This is a genomic window from Bacillus sp. JK106 (assembly GCF_053663355.1).
The window spans coordinates 140516-156508 of record NZ_JBSJQC010000002.1; the positions used below are offsets into that span (position 1 = coordinate 140516).

Genomic DNA, 15993 nt, shown 5'->3' on the forward strand with positions numbered 1-15993 from the left:
TTGGTTATAAGAAGATTTTCCTGTCAAAATCAAGATAGACAGACCATCAAAAGAGGTGTTTAACTAAATGAGCAGCAAAAAGAAAATGGGACTTCTCGTCATGGCTTACGGAACGCCTTACAAAGAAGAAGACATAGAACGTTATTATACACATATCAGACGCGGAAGAAAGCCTGAGCCGCACATGCTTCAAGACTTAAAAGACAGATATGAAGCGATCGGAGGCATTTCGCCGCTGGCAAAAATCACGCAGGAGCAGGCGGAGAAGCTCGCACAGCGTTTAAATGAAATCCAGGACGACGTAACATTCAAAGTGTACATCGGATTAAAACATATTGAACCGTTTATTGAAGACGCGGTGGCGGACATGCATAAAGACGGCATTACAGAAGCTGTCAGCCTTGTGCTCGCCCCTCATTTTTCAACATTCAGCGTCCAGTCATACAACAAACGCGCGAAAGAAGAAGCGGAGAAGCTCGGCGGCTTGACCATCAAGTCTGTTGAAAGCTGGTATGATGAACCGAAATTCGTTGATTATTGGGTCGGCCAGGTGAAAAAAACGTATGAGTCAATGCCGAAAGAAGAACGGGATGACGCGATGCTGATCGTCTCAGCGCACAGCCTTCCTGAAAAAATTAAAGAATACGGCGATCCGTATCCTGACCAGCTGGAGGAATCCGCAAAACTGATTGCCGAAGGCGCCGGAATTACCGATTACGCAGTCGGCTGGCAAAGCGAAGGGAACACCCCTGATCCGTGGCTCGGGCCGGATGTGCAGGATCTCACGCGCGAGCTGTATCAAAAGCATCCTTATAAAGCATTTGTATACGTGCCCGCAGGCTTCGTTGCCGATCATTTAGAGGTGCTTTACGATAATGATTATGAATGCAAAGCTGTGACCGAAGAAGTCGGCGCAAGCTACTATCGTCCGGCCATGCCGAACGCACAGCCTGAATTTATCGACGCGCTTGCAGCGGTCGTGCTGAAAGAGCTGGACAAATAGAATTAAACGGTAAAGAAGGCGATAAAAATGAGTGGCGATAAAAAACATCTGGTCATCATCGGCGGCGGCATAACGGGATTAGCCGCCGCCTTCTACATGGAAAAAGAAATCAAGGAAAAACAGCTGCCGCTTGAGGTCACCCTGATCGAAGCGGGCCCGAGAGCGGGCGGCAAAATTCAGACGGCGCATAAAGACGGCTACATCATTGAGCGGGGGCCGGATTCTTTTTTGGAAAGGAAAAAAAGCGCGCCGCAGCTCGTTAAGGATTTGGGGCTTGAGCATCTGCTCGTCAACAATGCGACCGGCCAGTCTTACGTGCTCGTCAATGAGACGCTTCATCCGATGCCGAAGGGCGCGGTGATGGGCATTCCGACCAAAATCGCCCCGTTCATCTCCACCGGTTTATTTTCTGTTCCCGGAAAAGCGCGGGCGGCGCTTGACTTTGTCCTGCCTGCGAGCAAACCGAAGGAAGATCAGTCTCTCGGTGAATTTTTCCGCAGACGCGTCGGTGACGAAGTCGTTGAGAATTTAATAGAACCGCTATTATCAGGGATTTATGCCGGAGATATTGATAAGCTGAGCCTCATGTCCACGTTTCCGCAATTCTATCAGACTGAGCAAAAACACAGAAGCCTGATTCTCGGTATGAAAAAATCACGTCCGCAGCCTTCGGGACAGCAGCTGACGGCCAAAAAGCAGGGCCAGTTTTTAACGCTGACGACAGGGCTTCAAACGTTGGTGGAGGAGCTGGAAAAGCAGCTTACGCTGACAAAGGTGATGAAAGGAACGAAAGTCACCCATATCGGCCGCGAGGAGAAAGGATATTCCGTGACGCTTGATAACGGCAAAGTGCTCTATGCGGAAGGATGCATAGTGACAGCACCGCATAAAGCCGCGGCGAAAATGCTTTCTGATCTGCCGGCGGTTTCATGTCTCAAAGACATGCATTCTACGTCCGTTGCCAACGTCGCCTTAGGTTTTCCTGAGGGAGCCGTCAAGATGGAGCATGAAGGTACGGGATTCGTTATCTCAAGAAACAGCGATTTCTCCATCACGGCCTGCACATGGACGAATAAAAAATGGCCGCACGCGGCGCCGGAGGGCAAAACACTTCTCAGGGCGTACGTCGGAAAGGCCGGAGATGAATCCATCGTAGATCTTTCAGATAACGAGATCATTAAAATCGTAATGGAAGATTTGAAAAAAGTAATGAAAATAAATGGCGAACCGGAAATGACCTGTGTGACCCGCTGGAACGAAAGCATGCCGCAATACCATGTCGGCCATAAGGAGCGCATCAAAGAGTTCAGAGATGCGCTGAAAGCTTCCTATCCGGGCGTATACGCGACGGGCGCGTCTTTCGAAGGGGTAGGCATCCCCGACTGTATCGACCAGGGAAAAGCCGCCGTATATGATTCACTGGCTTATTTATTTGAAACGTACCAGCCTCCGTTATCGTAAAACGGAGGTTTTTTTGCATGTTCCCGTTCTGTAAAGGGAACACCAATAAAGAGAAAAAACATTTGAATCTTCTTTGCGACTGTGATAAGTTATCTTATGTACAAAATGACTAAAACGTTCAAACGGTCAATTTAACGAGGTGGGAAACATGTCCGTCGATCGGAAAAAGCTCATTCTGGAAGCGGCAACGAAGTCTTTTACACAATTCGGCTACAAAGCAACGACAATGGATCTGGTGGCAAAGCTTGCAAATGTGGGGAAGGGAACCATCTACACGTTTTTCAAAAACAAAGAAGAACTGTTTGATGATATTTTCACCACTATTTTAAGAGAAATGAAGGAACACGCAGACGAAGCGATGAAACCGGAGCTTTCATTTCACGAAAATGTTCACCGGGCGCTTGTCGCGATTTTGGAATTCAGAAAAACACACCAGCTGACTATTAAAATTTTTCAGGAGAACGCCGAGATTGGTACAATAGCCGTTCAGGATGTCATTGCGAAAATGGAGCGGGCCATTCTGTCATACATTAAAGAAAAGATAGAAACAGCCATTGAAAACGGAAGCATTAAACCGTGTGATCCGGAACTGACCGCTTTTGTGATGCTCAAGCTCTACATCGCGCTGATATTTGACTGGGAAAAAAACCATCCGCCTCTTGAAAAAGAGACGATCGCCGAATTGCTGGAAATGTATGTTGGTCAAGGATTATCTAAATAATAGATGATCCTTCACTTTTTAGGTGCCGTGACCGTTTTGTCAAATGAGTCAGTTTGCGGAAGGAGGCAACAGGGTTGAATACAATAAAAAGCCAGTGGAAAGACATTGTAACGAACAAGAAACTGTTAATCCCCATCATTGCCATATTATTCGTTCCGCTGATCTACAGCGGAGTGTTTTTGAAGGCGTACTGGGACCCGTACGGCACGGTGGATCAGCTGCCGGTTGTCGTTGTCAACCAGGATAAAGGGGCGGACTACGAAGGGAAACATCTTCAGATCGGTGACGATCTTGTGAAAGAGTTAAAGAAAAATGATAATTTTGATTGGCATTTTTCAAACGATCTTGATCAATCGTTAAAGGACTTATTAAATGCTAAATATTATTTATTGGTCGAGATTCCTGAAGATTTTTCTAAAAACGCCAGCACGGTAATGGATAAAAATCCGAAGAAGCTGGATCTGAAATATCATACGAATGCCGGATCAAACTATGTCGGCGCGACAATCGGAGAAAAGGCGATCGACAAGCTGAAAGCCTCCGTGTCGAAAGAAGTGACGGAGCAATACGCAAAAGTCATTTTTGACAATTTTAAAGATATTGCCAAAGGACTCGGCAAAGCCAGCAGCGGCGCCAAGAAAATAGACGACGGCACGAAAAACGCGAAAGACGGCAGCGCCAAGCTGAAGGAAAATTTAGCGAAGCTTACTGAAAGCACCGCCACCATCGGCGATAAAACGCAGCAGCTTGCAGACGGAGCGGCGAAAGTGACAAGCGGAATTCAAACGCTTGACAGCTCTATCGCAAAACTTCAGAGCGCAAGCGCCGAAATTCAAGATAAATCAGGACAGATTGCTTCAGGAGGAGGCCTAGTGGCCAGCGGGCTGAAAACGAGCCTTGACGCACAAAAGCAGCTCCAGCAAAAGCTTCCGGATTTAACGAATGGATTAAGCGCGTTAAACAGCAAGGCGCAGGAAGTGTCGCAAAAAGCGGCGGCATTTGAAGATGCGATCAATTCAGTCAACCTCTCAGATATTGAAAAAGCGGTTGGGGAGCTTGAGCAGACTGAAAAGGAATTGCAGCAGTTTAAGAAAAAGCTTTCTGATCTGAAAAACAGCCTGGATGCCCGGGATGACGCGGTCAAAAAGGTGATTAAGGACAGTGATTTCTTAACGGATGAGCAAAAAGCGAAACTTGTTCAGCTTCTGAATGAGAAGCTTCCGAAGGCTGACCTTCCGGATTTAGACAATATCGTCAGCCAGCTTCCGTCCGGCGGAGATATTCAGCTTCCGGATATGTCAGTCATAAAAAGCGCGCTGGCAGATGTAAAAGCGAAGGCTGATCAGCTGAAAGCACTGCCTCAGTCCACATCGAAACTGTATAACGGCGCGGCGGCGGTACAAGACGCGATTAACCAGCTGACGGCTGGAACTGATAAATTGTACAGCGGAGCGCAGACCGTCTTTGAAAGCCAAAACAAATTGACGGCCGGTATCGGCGAATACAACAGCAAGTTCGGACAGCTTAAATCAGGATCAGAAGCGTTAGTGTCAGGGAGCGGCCAGGTGTCAGGCGGCTTAACGAAACTGCTGGACGCGCAAAACAAAATCCATGACGGCTCGTCCAAAATTGAGCAGGGTCAAGCGTCTCTCGGCACCGGTTTAAGCAAGCTTTTAGACGGCACCGGACAATTATCCAGCCAGCTGAAAGATGCGGCTGATCAAACCGGGGACATTAAGACAGATGACAAAACGTACAGCATGTTTGCCGATCCGGTAAAAACGGACGATAACGCGATTCATTCCGTGCCTAACTACGGTACCGGACTGACGCCTTATATTCTCTCTATGGGCTTGTATGTCGGCGGATTGATGCTGACGGTCGTATTCCCTCTGAGTGAAGTTTCAGGGCGTCCGAGAAACGGTTTTGAATGGTTCCTCAGCAAATTCAGCGTCATTCTGCTCGTCGGACTGATTCAATCCGTAATTGTCGCCACGGTTCTGTTAAAAGGAATCGGGCTTGATGTGGAAAGCACTTGGAGATTCTATCTCTTTACGATGATTACCAGCATCGCGTTCCTGTCGATGATTCAATTATTGGCGACAACGATGGGAAATCCGGGACGCTTTATCGCTGTCATCATTCTGGTGCTCCAGCTCGGGGCAAGCGGAGGAACCTTCCCGCTTGAACTCCTGCCGGGATTCTATCAAGTGATTCACGGGGCACTGCCGATGACATACAGCATCAACGGGTTCCGTGCCGTCATTTCAAATGGCGATTACGGCTATATGTGGCAGCAGGCATCCATTCTGTTGGGCATCGCCGTTGTCATGATCGCGCTGACCATTGTGTATTTTACGGTGCAAAGCAAAAAAGAACACAAAACGGAAGAAGAAATAACAGCATAAGAAAAAGAGGCTCTGAGCAGATGCTCAGGGCCTCTTTTTTTTAGATTTCGATTAAAATCCCCATCTCACCAACAGTCCGGTATACGTCAATCCGCCGCCGAACCCGAACAATACCAGCGTCTGGCCTTCCGACAGTTTTTTTGCTTTCACAGCTTCATCCAAAGCGAGAATAATAGAAACCGATGAAGTGTTGCCGTAATATTCAACGCTTGTCAATGTCCGTTCAAGCGGGAAAGGCAGTTTTTCACAGATGGATTCGATCATCCGCATGTTGGCGCTGTGAGGAACGAACCAATCCAGATCGTCTTTTGAAAAGCCGGCTTTTTCTAAAAGGGCATTGCATTCCTCCGGCACGGTTCTGGCCGCCCATTTATATACTTCGCGCCCGTTTTGCACCATATTTCCTCCGCCTTTAAGCGGCTCGCCGTTTAATTCTGCGCTCAGTCCCGTGCGATACAGCACGTCCGCACTGCCTCCCGCTGTTCCTTGCACGGCTGCCAAAAATCCCGGCGCTGATTCGTCGCGTTCCACCAATAGGGCGCCTGCAGCGTCTCCGAAAAGAACGCAGGTCGTCCGGTCAGTATAATCCGTTACCTTTGATAATGTTTCACCGGCAATGACAATCACTTTTTGATGGGAACCGGCGGTAATTAATGCGTCTGCGAGCTGAAGGCCGTAAGTGAGTCCGGCGCATGTGGCGTTAATATCAAGCGCTCCCGTGTGCGGCCAGCCGAAGTAAGCCTGAACGCGTGCCGCGGTGCTTGGAAACGCATAGTCCGCCGTCGTTGTGGCGACAAGGATCATATCGACATCATCAAGAGTTCCGCTGTATCGTTCTGCAAGGTTTTTCACCGCTTCCACACACAAATCCGATGTGAATTCATGTTCGCCGGCAATGCGTCTTTCCTTCATACCGGTGCGCTGGACGATCCATTCATCAGATGTATCGACGATGCGCTCCAAATCCGCGTTTGTTAATCGGCGTGCCGGAGCATATGTACCGATTGCTGTAATTTTAGATTTTGACATGAAAAAATCACTCCTTTATATCAGATTATAACACCTGATATTATTACTTGGTACTAATTTTAATAAAAAAACCCAAGCAGCATCCGCTGTTTGGGGAGCATGAGAAATTTATTTGTAAAACGGGTTTGTGTGAACGATTACCAATGACGGCAGCAGCGGCGGCATGAATGATGATGCTTCTTTTTGTCTTTCTTCTTTTTTCCTTTCTTCTTTTTACAAGGGTCTTCTTTTTTCTTTTTACAGTGATCTTTTTCTTTTTTACAGCACCAGAAGGCTGCACCAGACCAATCATCCTCAAACCAATCCTCAAACCAATCATTATGAAACCTTTTCCGCTTGTGCGGTTTACGGCTGATCATACATTTCCCTCCTATGCTCATGCTCCCTTCATTCTATGAAAAAAGAGCAGGAAAAGATTGGACGGGTTGTGGATCAAAAGAGTATATTTTAAGAAGAATAAAATTGATAGGAGGAATGACCTGTGACAAATATGAAACATACGATGGAACTGATTAAAGAACTGGTGTCGATTCCGAGTCCGACGGGCAATACATACGAGGTTATCGCCTATACAGAAAGTCTTTTAAAAGAATGGGGCGTCTCCTCTTACAGAAACCGTAAAGGCGGTCTTTTTGTCACAATTCCCGGCCGTGATGACAAGAAACACAGATTGCTGACGGCGCATGTCGATACGCTCGGCGCGATGGTAAAGGAAATAAAGTCGGACGGCCGGCTGAAGATTGACTTGATCGGCGGCTTCCGATATCACTCGATTGAAGGGGAATATTGCGAGATCCAAACTTCTTCCGGCAAAACCTATACAGGCACCATCTTAATGCATCAGACTTCAGTGCACGTCTACAAGGACGCCGGCAAGGCAGAGCGGAATCAGGAGAATATGGAAGTCCGCCTTGATGAGCCTGTCCGGACGAAGGAAGAGACGTCCGATCTCGGCATCAGGGTCGGCGATTTCATCTCATTTGACCCGCGCGTGCAGATTACGCCGAGCGGCTTTATTAAGTCCCGGCATCTTGATGACAAAGCGAGCGTGGCTCTGCTCTTGAATTTAATCCGCCGCATCACGGAAGAGAAAATCGAACTTCCGTATACGACGCATTTTCTGATTTCTAATAATGAAGAAATCGGCTACGGCGGCAATTCCAACATTCCTCCTGAGACCGTCGAATACTTGGCTGTTGATATGGGAGCGATCGGCGACGGCCAGTCTACGGATGAATATACCGTCTCCATTTGCGTGAAGGATGCGAGCGGACCGTACCATTATCAGCTCAGAAAACATCTGGCCGGGCTTGCGGAGCGCTATGGCATTGATTATCAGCTTGATATTTATCCGTATTACGGTTCTGATGCCTCAGCAGCCATCCGTTCGGGCCATGACATCGTTCACGGGCTGATCGGCCCGGGAATTGACGCTTCACACGCTTTTGAACGCACGCATGAATTATCGCTTCTTAATACGGCGAAGCTTTTGCACCGGTACGTTCTATCGCCGATGGCATAAAAAACCCTGCGCGGAAATCATTCCGTGCAGGGTTTTCATTTTAACCTGAAATGGTTGTGTTTTGTTCTGTTTTGGCGAGGCTCATGACCTTCGCGCCTTTAACGGGATCATACTGGCCTTCCCATTTTGACATCACAACGGATGCCAGCGCGTTTCCGGTCAGATTGACGACCGTGCGGGCCATGTCCATAATCCGGTCAACACCGGCGATGAATGCAAGGCCTTCTGCAGGAATGTTGAATGCGCCTAATGTCGCAAGCAGGACGACGAAAGAAGTCCCGGGCACGGCAGCCATTCCTTTGGAAGTGACCATCAAGACAAGCACAAGGGTAATCTGCTGCCAAATGGACAAGTCAATGTGGTATACCTGAGCGAGGAATAAAGCGGCGATAGATTGGTACAGCACAGATCCGTCTAAGTTAAAGGTATATCCGATCGGCACAACAAAGGAAACAATACCTTTCGGACAGCCGATTTTCTCCATTTTTTCCATAACGCGGGGGAGTACGGTTTCGGAGCTTGACGTACTGAACGCTAATAAAATTTCATCCTTCATATAGGCGAGGAATTTGAAAATGTTTACTCCGGCAAGCTTTCCGACGATTCCGAATACAACAATGAGAAAGAAAGCCAAAGCTACATATACTAAACCGACCAGTTTACCGAGTGAAAGCAGGGAACTGAGCCCAAATTTGGAAACGGTAACACCAATCAACGCAAAAACACCAAACGGCGCAACTTTCATGACGAGGTTCACAACATGGAACATCGCATGAGAAACACCTTCAAAGAAGGCCAATACGGGCTTTCCTTTTTCACCGATTGCCGAGATGCCGAGTGCAAACAGCACGGTAAAGCAGATGATGGCAAGCAGATCTCCTTCGGCCAATGATTGGAAGAAGTTTGTCGGTACGATATGCAGGAATGTGTCTGCGATAGATTTGTTATTTTGTTCTTTTTCTGTTTCAACATATTGACTGATATCTGTTTTTTGAGCTTCATGTATATTAACGCCTGTTCCCGGATGAAACAGATTCGCCAAAGCCAGCCCGAGAATAATGGCAAAAGTGGTAATGATCTCAAAATACAAAATCGTTTTGAAGCCTAATTTTCCGACTTGTTTTCCGCTTCCCGCGCCGGCAACGCCGATGATTAAGCTGGAGACGACAATTGGAATCACTATCATTTTGATTAAGCGTAAAAACAAATCGCCGATAGGCTGTAAATATGTTGGAATGGCAGGATTGCCGTACCAGATGACACCGACTACAACCCCTAGTATGAGTCCGACGAAAATTTGCGTCGCTAGTCCAAAGCGTAATTTTTTCATAGATTACCTCCCGAAGAAAAAAGTGCAATAAGTATCTAAAAAGATAGCTATTAGAACAAATTATAATAGAAAAGAAAACAATCCGTCTATAGAAAAATATAGATTGAAAATACTGAATCTTTTAAAACGTACAGATAATTGCTAATAATGGTGAATAACTCCCTATTCAGAAAGTATGATGACGGCCGAAAAAAACGGGCGCCGCACAACTTAGAATTGTGCGGCGCCCTATTGTCACATATCCTTAATTTTCAAGCAGTCATTGCACAAATTAATGTGACACTCATACTGCTCAACAATCTCATTTCCGCATTCTTCGCATTTCTTACCGGGTAAATTTCTGAAAAAATCCGACATCTTTTCCAACATACCCATCCCTCTTTCATTGTTTTGTCTCTACATTGTATTATAACAGTTTCGGAAAATCAACGGCTGTTTTGGCACAATGTTTAAAACATGCAATTTGTACGAAAAATAGGTATATTGGAGGAAAGGATCTTTTTATCATAAACATTCGGAGGGTCATATGAAAGTTACAGTTATTGGATGCTGCGGCGGGTTTCCGGCCGCAAACGAAGCAACTTCAGGCTATCTGTTTCAGTCCGGCGGCTATTCTCTGCTCGTCGATTGCGGAAGCGCCGTATTATCAAAGCTGTTTGCCTATGTTCCGGCAGAAGAGCTTGATGCCGTCATTTTGTCCCATTATCACCATGATCACATCGCTGATATCGGGCCGCTTCAATTTGCCAAACAGGTCGGCTCCTTTCTCGGAAAAGGGACGCATGCACTGCCGATTTACGGGCATGATGCTGATATAGAACAGTTTGAGCGTCTTACATATAAAACGCATACAAAAGGAGTGGCCTATCAGCCGGACCGCCCGCTTTCTGCCGGGCCGTTCACCATTACCTTCCTGAAAACGGTGCATCCGGTCACTTGTTATGCGATGCGGATTACTGACGGTGCAGCTTCTGTTGTGTATACGGCTGATTCAAGCTACCAGGACGCGTTTATCCCGTTTGCGGAAAATGCCGATCTGCTGATCTGCGAGTGCAATTTTTACGCGGACCAGGACGGCACGTCAGCCGGCCATATGAACAGTTTGGAAGCCGGACGTATCGCGGAGGAGGCCGGATCGGGGGAGCTGATTCTCACACATCTGCCTCATTTCGGCGAGCACCGGAAGCTGAAAGAAGAAGCGGAATCCGTGTTCGGGGGCGAAGTGACAATCGCTGCTTCCGGATTGAAGTGGGAGAAATAAAGGAGGAGCACCATGTTATTTATCGACAACCAAAACATAACCGACCCGAGGATCAACCTCGCGATCGAGGAATATTGCGTGAAGCATCTCGACCCTGAACAGACATACCTGCTGTTTTATGTCAATCAGCCGTCGATTATCATCGGGAAGAACCAAAACACAATAGAAGAAATCAATACGAAATACGTAGAAGATAACGGAATCATCGTCGTCCGCAGGCTGTCAGGAGGCGGCGCGGTTTACCATGACCTCGGGAATCTGAATTTCAGTTTTATCACCAAGGATGACGGCGACAGCTTTCACAATTTTAAAAAATTCACCGAACCCGTTATTCAGGCGCTGCGCCAGCTCGGTGTGGAAGCTGAATTAAGCGGCCGAAACGACATCGTCGCGGACGGCAGAAAAATTTCCGGCAACGCTCAATTTTCGACGAAAGGGCGTATTTTCAGCCACGGAACATTAATGCTGGATTCCGCCATTGATCATGTCGTGTCAGCCTTGAAAGTGAAAAAAGACAAAATCGAATCAAAAGGCATTAAGTCAATCAGAAGCCGTGTCGCCAATATCAGCGAGTTTCTTGATGACAAAATGACGGCGGACGAATTCAAAAAGCATCTGCTTCACCATATTTTTAATACAAATGATCTCTCCGAAGTGCCGGAATATAAACTGACCGATGAAGACTGGAAAGCGATCCGGAAGATTTCCGAAGAGCGCTATCAAAACTGGGACTGGAATTTCGGCAGGTCGCCCGCATTCAACCTTCAGCATTCGAAACGTTATCCGGTCGGATCGATTGATCTGCGTCTTGAAGTGAAAAAAGGAATCATTCAGGACTGCAAAATTTTCGGTGATTTCTTCGGTGCGAAAGATGTGAGTGAAGTCGAACAGGCGCTGACCGGAAAACAGTATGACAGAACCGCTATCAGGGAGGCGCTGGCCGGAATCGATCTGAAACAGTATTTCGGCAAAATAGAGCTGGAAGATTTCCTCGAGCTGATTTATTAGAACATTTGCCGAACGCATGATTTGAATCAGCGCCCGTTTTTGTGAAATGATAGAACCATAATGAATGGGGAGGGATCATGATGAAAGTATTTCTCATCGGAGCAAACGGACAGATCGGACAGCGTCTGACCGGGCTGTTTCAAAAAGACGGCACGCATACGCTGCGGGCGATGGTCCGGAAAGAAGAGCAGAAAGAAGCGCTTCAAGCCGCGGGAACAGAAGCCGTTCTTGCAGATTTGGAAGGAAGAACGGAAGACATCGCGAAAGCCGCTGAAGGCTGTGACGCGATTGTGTTTACCGCCGGATCAGGAGGAAGCACCGGATACGATAAGACGCTTTTGATTGATCTTGACGGAGCGGCGAAAGCGATAGAAGCGGCAAAGAAAGCCGGCATCAAGCGGTTCATTATGGTAAGCGCCCTTCAGGCTCATAACCGCGACAATTGGAATGAAGCGCTGAAGCCGTATTATGCCGCAAAGCATTATGCGGATAAAATTCTTGAAGCGAGCGGTCTGACGTATACGATTATCCGGCCGGGCGCGTTATTAAATGATCCCGGCACGGGAAATATCAAAGCCGCGGCCGATTTAGAAAGAGGCTCCATTTCAAGAGACGATGTCGCCAAGACCGTTATCGCATCCCTTGATGAACCGAATACGTATGAAAAAGCGTTCGATCTGACAGCGGGCGGCACGCCGGTCAGTGAAGCGCTGAAACAATTATAGTTTCCGGTTTTACGGCACTCGGGGCTTTTTGCCCTTGAGTGTTTTTCTATATTTTTCTATAATAAAAGTGAACGTTTATTCCGGAGAAATGAATGACTATTCATTCATTACATTTTTAAAGGGGTGGGAAAATGAATCTGGTTTCCAAATTGGAAGAAACGGCATCGCAGAAACCGGAAAAACCAGCTTGTCTGTTTCAAGATCAGTACATGACGTATGAGGAGCTGGCAGGTAAAATCAAAGCATTTGCAAACGGCTTGGAGGACAGGGGACTGAAAAAAGGGGATCATCTCGCGCTGCTGCTCGGAAATACGCCTGACTTTGTTATTGCGTTTTTCGGCGCGTTAAAAGCGGGAATTGTCGTCATACCTGTTAATCCGGCATACACACCTTCAGAAATCGCATACATGCTGAAAAACGGCGATGTCAAAGCGATCGCCGGCATCGACCTATTAATTCCCGTATTTGAAAGCCTGCACGGCTCGCTGCCGCTGCTGGAGCATATCATTATCAGCCAGACAGCAGAGAACGCTCCATCGACAGAAGACCCTCAATTGCGCTTAAAAATGACAACGTTTACAAAAATGCTCCGCCCGGCGGAGCGCAGCAGAACTTATCCGACATTGTCCAAAGACGATACTGCCGTCATTTTATACACCTCAGGGACGACCGGAAAACCGAAAGGCGCCATGCTCACCCATCAGAATCTTTTCTCCAATGCAAATGATGTCGCCGGATACTTAGGAATGAATGAGAAAGACAAAATTGTGGCGGCATTGCCGATGTTTCACGTTTTTTGTTTAACCGTTTGTATGAATGCGCCTCTGATGAGCGGAGCGTGTGTCTTAATTGAGCCGCAATTCAGTCCGGCTTCTGTGTTTAAACTGATTAAAAGCCGTCAGGCAACCATTTTTGCCGGCGTTCCGACGATGTATAACTATCTGTATCAATACGAGCACGGCAAGGCGGAGGATTTTGCGTCCGTCAGACTGTGCATTTCAGGCGGGGCCTCCATGCCGGTCGCTCTGTTGCAGACGTTTGAACAAACCTTTGACGTCACCATTCTGGAGGGGTACGGACTTTCTGAAGCGTCTCCGGTTACTTGTTTTAATCCGTTTGATCGGGGGAGAAAGCCCGGCTCGATCGGGACGAATATTTTACATGTCGAAAATAAAGTCGTCGATACGCTCGGACGCGAATTGCCCGACCATCAAGTGGGAGAATTGATCGTGAAAGGGCCGAATGTGATGAAAGGCTATTACAAGATGCCCGAGGAGACGGAGCACGCGCTGAAAGACGGCTGGCTGTACACGGGTGATTTGGCGAAGCGCGACGAAGACGGTTATTTTTATATCGTCGACAGAAAAAAAGATATGATTCTCGTCGGCGGATACAACGTCTATCCGCGCGAAGTAGAAGAAGTGCTCTACAGCCATGAGGGCATTAAAGAAGCCGTGGTCATCGGCGTTCCTGACGCCAAAACGGGGGAAGCGGTGCATGCTTATATAGTGCCTGGGGACGGTGAGCTGACAGAGCAGGCGGTTTTTGATTACTGTGAAACACATTTGGCAAAATATAAGCGGCCGGCGGAAGTGGTTTTTCTTGATGAGATTCCGAAGAACGCGACCGGGAAGCTGCTGAGAAGGGCGGTCCGGGACATGCTTCCGAAATGACGGACGAAAAGCGAAGCCGGGGGCTTCGCTTTTACATGCTGATCCGGTCAGCTCTGCGATTCTTCCTTAATGATGCTTTGCACAAGCTTCGTATCATGCCGGGTCAGTTTGTAATACGTGTTTTTATGCTTGTACATTATATAATTGCCGCTTTCGAGCCACATGCTGAATGAATCAAAACGGTCTTCATGGTATTTGACCGTTCCGTCGTAATCGGGAGACACGCTTTTGGTCAGTTTGACTTGTTTTCCTTGGTTCAAGATATCGAGCATATCTTTTACATTCTGCCTGTCTTTAATTTTGATTTCTTTTTTTCCGTGCTCTGACAGAATAATCAGATCTGCGTTGCTTGATGGAAACACATCGCCGGTCCGGCTGTATACATAGAAGAAAGCAATAACCAAAAGGGCGATTACTACAATAAACGCGATTATTTTTTTCATATTCATCACTCCGTCTTTTAGTCTTTCCCGCTTCCTGTTGTTCCATTCTTTTCTGTTGTGAAAAGATTAACATCCGTTTCGGAGGCTTGGTTCTATTTATTTGCATTTATGCTTACAATAGGAGTAAGTCATAAGGCTAAGGAGGGAGACTTCCATGCGCAAATGGATAGCGGCAGCGGGACTTGCCTATGTGCTGTACGGCCTTTTTTTCTATTGGTATTTCTTTATGACAGGAGACTCCGCCGTCCCGGAGGCCGTAAAGGGAACAAAAGCCGATCCGTCCTCGTTTATGGACCCGGGCCGCCTGGCTGCCGCTGAAAACTTTTCAAATGTAAAGGATTTTTTATTTTTCATCGGAGCGCCGTTAGATTGGTTTTTATTTTTTCTGCTGCTCATTACGGGGCTTGCCAAAAAAATAAAGCATTGGCTGGAAGCAGCGGTGCGCTTTCGGGTGCTGCAAATCGTAAGCTTCGTATTTGTGATTTCACTCATCGTTACGGCGGCTTCACTTCCGCTAGAGTGGATCGGATATCGGGTTTCGCTTGCGTATCATATTTCGACGCAGACAGCAGCAAGCTGGATAAGAGACCATGTCATTGATTTCTGGATCAGTTTTCCGCTGTTTGCCGTGTGTGTGCTTGTGTTTTACTGGCTGATCACAAAGCATACAAAAAAATGGTGGTTTTACGCTTGGTGTCTTACTGTGCCGTTTACCCTGTTTTTGTTTTTCCTGCAGCCGGTCGTGATTGATCCTTTATACAATGATTTCTATCCGCTGAAAGACAAGGAGCTGGAAAGCAAAATTTTGTCGCTTGCCGACAAGGCCGACATTCCGGCCAGCCATGTGTATGAAGTAAATATGTCGGAGAAAACGAATGCGCTGAATGCGTATGTGACGGGCATCGGTTCGAATAAGCGGATCGTTTTGTGGGATACGACGCTTAACAAACTGAAGGATCGGGAAATTTTGTTCATTATGGGGCATGAGATGGGGCACTATGTCATGAAGCACGTGTACATCGGACTGGCCGGGTATTTGCTGCTGTCATTAGCCGGGTTCTATATCATTGACAAGCTTTATAAGCGGCTGTCCAAATTCTTCGGCCGAATGCTTCATATAAAGGGGCCTGAAGATCTGGCCGCCCTCCCGCTGTTATTGCTGCTCATATCTGTTCTCAGTTTTGCTTCTGATCCGATTACGAATGCCGTCTCCCGGTATCAGGAAAACGCCGCCGACCGTTACGGCATCGAGCTGACCGGAAACCGGGTAGCGGCGATTGAGACGTTTCAGGACTTGGCCGATACGGGACTGAGCCGGGTCAACCCGCCGTTTCTCGTCAAAATTTTCAGAGGGAGCCACCCATCGATCATGGAGCGGATTGAACATGCGGAGGAAGAAAAATAATAAA

General features: G+C 47.3%; 15 protein-coding genes. 10 read left to right on the plus strand and 5 right to left on the minus strand.

The window, feature by feature from the left end; all coding sequences use genetic code 11:
• Positions 1-67 precede the first annotated feature (67 nt).
• The 4 genes from hemH to ACWJJS_RS06245 all read left to right on the plus strand — a co-directional run bounded on the left by hemH (position 68) and on the right by ACWJJS_RS06245 (position 5593).
• Positions 68-1003: a ferrochelatase gene (hemH, locus tag ACWJJS_RS06230; protein WP_003155221.1), complete on the plus strand. Its 936-nt coding sequence runs from the start codon at positions 68-70 to the stop codon at positions 1001-1003.
• Between the two features lie 27 nt (positions 1004-1030).
• Positions 1031-2464 carry a protoporphyrinogen oxidase gene (gene hemY, locus ACWJJS_RS06235; RefSeq protein ID WP_003155220.1) on the plus strand — a complete coding sequence of 478 codons (1434 nt, stop codon included), beginning with the start codon at positions 1031-1033 and terminating at the stop codon, positions 2462-2464.
• A 148-nt stretch (positions 2465-2612) separates the two neighbouring features.
• On the plus strand, positions 2613-3185 hold the full coding sequence (locus ACWJJS_RS06240) for a TetR/AcrR family transcriptional regulator (protein WP_003155219.1): 573 nt from the start codon (positions 2613-2615) through the stop codon (positions 3183-3185).
• Positions 3186-3259: 74 nt separating this feature from the next.
• A complete protein-coding gene (locus tag ACWJJS_RS06245; RefSeq protein ID WP_454023412.1) occupies positions 3260-5593 on the plus strand; it encodes a YhgE/Pip family protein in 2334 nt (777 codons plus the stop codon).
• A gap of 51 nt (positions 5594-5644) precedes the next feature.
• Here the strand turns inward: ACWJJS_RS06245 and fabHB are convergent, their stop codons facing one another.
• Together fabHB and ACWJJS_RS06255 are read right to left on the minus strand one after the other, a co-directional pair.
• Positions 5645-6622, minus strand: coding sequence for a beta-ketoacyl-ACP synthase III FabHB (gene fabHB, locus ACWJJS_RS06250; RefSeq protein WP_003155217.1), 978 nt, complete (start codon positions 6620-6622; stop codon positions 5645-5647).
• A gap of 137 nt (positions 6623-6759) precedes the next feature.
• Positions 6760-6981 carry a hypothetical protein gene (locus ACWJJS_RS06255; protein WP_454023413.1) on the minus strand — a complete coding sequence of 74 codons (222 nt, stop codon included), beginning with the start codon at positions 6979-6981 and terminating at the stop codon, positions 6760-6762.
• Between the two features lie 131 nt (positions 6982-7112).
• Here ACWJJS_RS06255 and ACWJJS_RS06260 point away from each other — a divergent pair, with 131 nt between their 5' ends.
• The gene (locus tag ACWJJS_RS06260) at positions 7113-8144 is read left to right on the plus strand and encodes a M42 family metallopeptidase (protein ID WP_015388474.1); all 1032 of its coding nucleotides are present in this window, start codon (positions 7113-7115) and stop codon (positions 8142-8144) included.
• A 40-nt stretch (positions 8145-8184) separates the two neighbouring features.
• Here ACWJJS_RS06260 and ACWJJS_RS06265 read toward each other — a convergent pair whose 3' ends face one another.
• The gene (locus ACWJJS_RS06265) at positions 8185-9474 is read right to left on the minus strand and encodes a cation:dicarboxylate symporter family transporter (protein ID WP_003155211.1); all 1290 of its coding nucleotides are present in this window, start codon (positions 9472-9474) and stop codon (positions 8185-8187) included.
• 234 nt (positions 9475-9708) lie between these two features.
• Complete coding sequence (gene yhfH, locus ACWJJS_RS06270) at positions 9709-9849, minus strand: protein YhfH (RefSeq protein ID WP_012117221.1); 141 nt, start codon at positions 9847-9849, stop codon at positions 9709-9711.
• A 151-nt stretch (positions 9850-10000) separates the two neighbouring features.
• Between yhfH and ACWJJS_RS06275 the strand changes: the two genes are divergently transcribed.
• The 4 genes from ACWJJS_RS06275 (at position 10001) to ACWJJS_RS06290 (ending at position 14141) form a co-directional block, all read left to right on the plus strand.
• Entirely contained in the window at positions 10001-10735 is a 735-nt protein-coding gene (locus tag ACWJJS_RS06275) for an MBL fold metallo-hydrolase (RefSeq protein ID WP_454023414.1), read from the plus strand.
• A 12-nt stretch (positions 10736-10747) separates the two neighbouring features.
• A complete protein-coding gene (lplJ, locus tag ACWJJS_RS06280; protein ID WP_003155205.1) occupies positions 10748-11743 on the plus strand; it encodes a lipoate--protein ligase LplJ in 996 nt (331 codons plus the stop codon).
• A gap of 80 nt (positions 11744-11823) precedes the next feature.
• Positions 11824-12468, plus strand: coding sequence for an SDR family oxidoreductase (locus ACWJJS_RS06285; RefSeq protein WP_454023415.1), 645 nt, complete (start codon positions 11824-11826; stop codon positions 12466-12468).
• A gap of 131 nt (positions 12469-12599) precedes the next feature.
• Positions 12600-14141 carry a fatty acid--CoA ligase family protein gene (locus tag ACWJJS_RS06290; RefSeq protein ID WP_007409202.1) on the plus strand — a complete coding sequence of 514 codons (1542 nt, stop codon included), beginning with the start codon at positions 12600-12602 and terminating at the stop codon, positions 14139-14141.
• A gap of 47 nt (positions 14142-14188) precedes the next feature.
• Here ACWJJS_RS06290 and ACWJJS_RS06295 read toward each other — a convergent pair whose 3' ends face one another.
• Positions 14189-14584, minus strand: coding sequence for a hypothetical protein (locus ACWJJS_RS06295; protein ID WP_063174170.1), 396 nt, complete (start codon positions 14582-14584; stop codon positions 14189-14191).
• A 154-nt stretch (positions 14585-14738) separates the two neighbouring features.
• Between ACWJJS_RS06295 and ACWJJS_RS06300 the strand changes: the two genes are divergently transcribed.
• Positions 14739-15989: a M48 family metallopeptidase gene (locus ACWJJS_RS06300; RefSeq protein WP_454023416.1), complete on the plus strand. Its 1251-nt coding sequence runs from the start codon at positions 14739-14741 to the stop codon at positions 15987-15989.
• Positions 15990-15993: the final 4 nt, after the last annotated feature.

Excerpts from the sequence above, each read along its gene's own strand:
- ACWJJS_RS06295 (WP_063174170.1), bottom strand. The coding sequence starts at position 14,584 with ATGAAAAAAATAATCGCGTTTATTGTAGTAATCGCCCTTTTGGTTATT.
- yhfH (WP_012117221.1), bottom strand. The coding sequence starts at position 9,849 with ATGGGTATGTTGGAAAAGATGTCGGATTTTTTCAGAAATTTACCCGGT.
- ACWJJS_RS06265 (WP_003155211.1), bottom strand. The coding sequence starts at position 9,474 with ATGAAAAAATTACGCTTTGGACTAGCGACGCAAATTTTCGTCGGACTC.
- hemY (WP_003155220.1), top strand. The coding sequence starts at position 1,031 with ATGAGTGGCGATAAAAAACATCTGGTCATCATCGGCGGCGGCATAACG.
- ACWJJS_RS06300 (WP_454023416.1), top strand. The coding sequence starts at position 14,739 with ATGCGCAAATGGATAGCGGCAGCGGGACTTGCCTATGTGCTGTACGGC.
- lplJ (WP_003155205.1), top strand. The coding sequence starts at position 10,748 with ATGTTATTTATCGACAACCAAAACATAACCGACCCGAGGATCAACCTC.
- ACWJJS_RS06260 (WP_015388474.1), top strand. The coding sequence starts at position 7,113 with ATGAAACATACGATGGAACTGATTAAAGAACTGGTGTCGATTCCGAGT.
- ACWJJS_RS06240 (WP_003155219.1), top strand. The coding sequence starts at position 2,613 with ATGTCCGTCGATCGGAAAAAGCTCATTCTGGAAGCGGCAACGAAGTCT.
- ACWJJS_RS06290 (WP_007409202.1), top strand. The coding sequence starts at position 12,600 with ATGAATCTGGTTTCCAAATTGGAAGAAACGGCATCGCAGAAACCGGAA.
- ACWJJS_RS06285 (WP_454023415.1), top strand. The coding sequence starts at position 11,824 with ATGAAAGTATTTCTCATCGGAGCAAACGGACAGATCGGACAGCGTCTG.
- hemH (WP_003155221.1), top strand. The coding sequence starts at position 68 with ATGAGCAGCAAAAAGAAAATGGGACTTCTCGTCATGGCTTACGGAACG.
- ACWJJS_RS06275 (WP_454023414.1), top strand. The coding sequence starts at position 10,001 with ATGAAAGTTACAGTTATTGGATGCTGCGGCGGGTTTCCGGCCGCAAAC.
- ACWJJS_RS06255 (WP_454023413.1), bottom strand. The coding sequence starts at position 6,981 with ATGATCAGCCGTAAACCGCACAAGCGGAAAAGGTTTCATAATGATTGG.
- fabHB (WP_003155217.1), bottom strand. The coding sequence starts at position 6,622 with ATGTCAAAATCTAAAATTACAGCAATCGGTACATATGCTCCGGCACGC.